General features: G+C 63.6%; 1 protein-coding gene and 1 pseudogene. One reads left to right on the plus strand and one right to left on the minus strand.

Annotated features, from left to right (window positions below; translation table 11 throughout):
• Positions 1–332, plus strand: a 332-nt coding sequence (locus ACU8YC_RS24860) for a hypothetical protein (RefSeq protein ID WP_446895938.1), incomplete at its 5' end; no start/stop codon positions are given.
• Between the two features lie 100 nt (positions 333–432).
• Here ACU8YC_RS24860 and ACU8YC_RS24865 read toward each other — a convergent pair.
• Positions 433–1,452, minus strand: a pseudogene (locus ACU8YC_RS24865) (acyl-CoA dehydrogenase C-terminal domain-containing protein); the annotation flags it as partial.

The following is a 1,452-nucleotide window of genomic DNA, read 5'->3' on the forward strand; positions in this document are numbered from 1 at the left end:
TGACCATCGCGCTCGATGCGCTGCTCTATCGGCATTACGGCGCCGCAGGCCTGGCGCTTGCGTTCTCCAGCGGCGCCGCGCTGCAGGCACTGTTCATGGGCCTGTTCGTCTATCGCGCCTCGCCGCGCGGTGCAGGCGTACCGGTGCTGGTTCGCTGGCTGGCGACGGCAACCGTGCTGGCGGTGGCGCTGCATTTCGTACCGCAGCCAGAGGGGTTCATCCAGCTGTGCCTGTATATCGGCCTGGTGCTGATAGGCTTCGCCGCTGGCGTGATGCTGCTGGGTGAGCGGGATCTGTTCAAACCTGGCTACTGGTCCATGCGCAAGGCCTGAGGGGCGTAACGGCGGTAAGCGACTGCCGCATCTTCCCGCAATCAATCGCACAAACGAAAAGGCCGCTGCAGATGCAGCGGCCTTCTTCAGCAACAACCGATCAGTAACCGAGGGCGAAATCTTCCTCGGCCATCTCCATCAGGTTGTCGGCGCCGGACAGCATGGCGTCCACATGGGTACGGGTACGCGGCAGGATGCGTGCGAAGTAGAAGCGAGCAGTCTGCAGCTTGGCCTTGTAGAAGCCCTCTTCCTCGGTGCCGGCCGCCAGCTTCTCGGCTGCGACGCGCGCCATGTCGGCCCAGAAGTAGGCCAGGCATGCATAGCCGGAATACATCAGATAGTCGACCGATGCGGCACCGACTTCTTCGCGGTTCTTCATGGCGGCCATACCGACCTTCATGGTCAGCTCGCCCCATTCCTTGTTCAGCTTGGCCAGCGGCTCGACGAATTCCTTGACGGTATCGTTGCCTTCGTTGGCCTGGCAGAACTTGTGCACGATCTTGGTGAAGCCCTTGAGCGCCTCGCCCTGAGTCATCAGCACCTTGCGGCCGAGCAGGTCGAGCGCCTGAACCGAATTGGTCCCTTCATAGATCATGTTGATCCGCGCGTCGCGCACGTACTGCTCCATGCCCCACTCGGAGATGAAGCCGTGGCCGCCGTAGATCTGCATCGCGTGGTTCGTGCACTCGAACGCGTTGTCGGTCAGGAACGCCTTGATGATCGGCGTGAGCAGCGCGACGAGATCCTCCGCTTCCTTGCGCACCGCCTCGTCGGCGTGCGACAGCGCCTTGTCGATCTGCAGCGCGGACCAGTACGTGAACGCGCGCGCGCCTTCCGCGTACGCCTTCTGCGTGAGCAGCATGCGGCGCACGTCCGGGTGGACGATGATCGGGTCGGCCGGCTTGTCCGGCGCCTTCGGCCCCGTCAGCGAGCGCATCTGCAGGCGCTCCTTCGCGTACGTGAGCGAGTTCTGCTAGACGGCGACGGTGCGGCCGAGCACCTGCATGCCGACGCCGAGGCGCGCGGCGTTCATCATCACGAACATCGCGTTCTGGCTCTTGTTCGGCTCGCCGATCAACCGGACCGTCGCGTTGTCGAGATTGATCACGCAGGTCGCGTT

It is taken from the genome of Citrobacter sp. VF227, assembly GCF_052950715.1.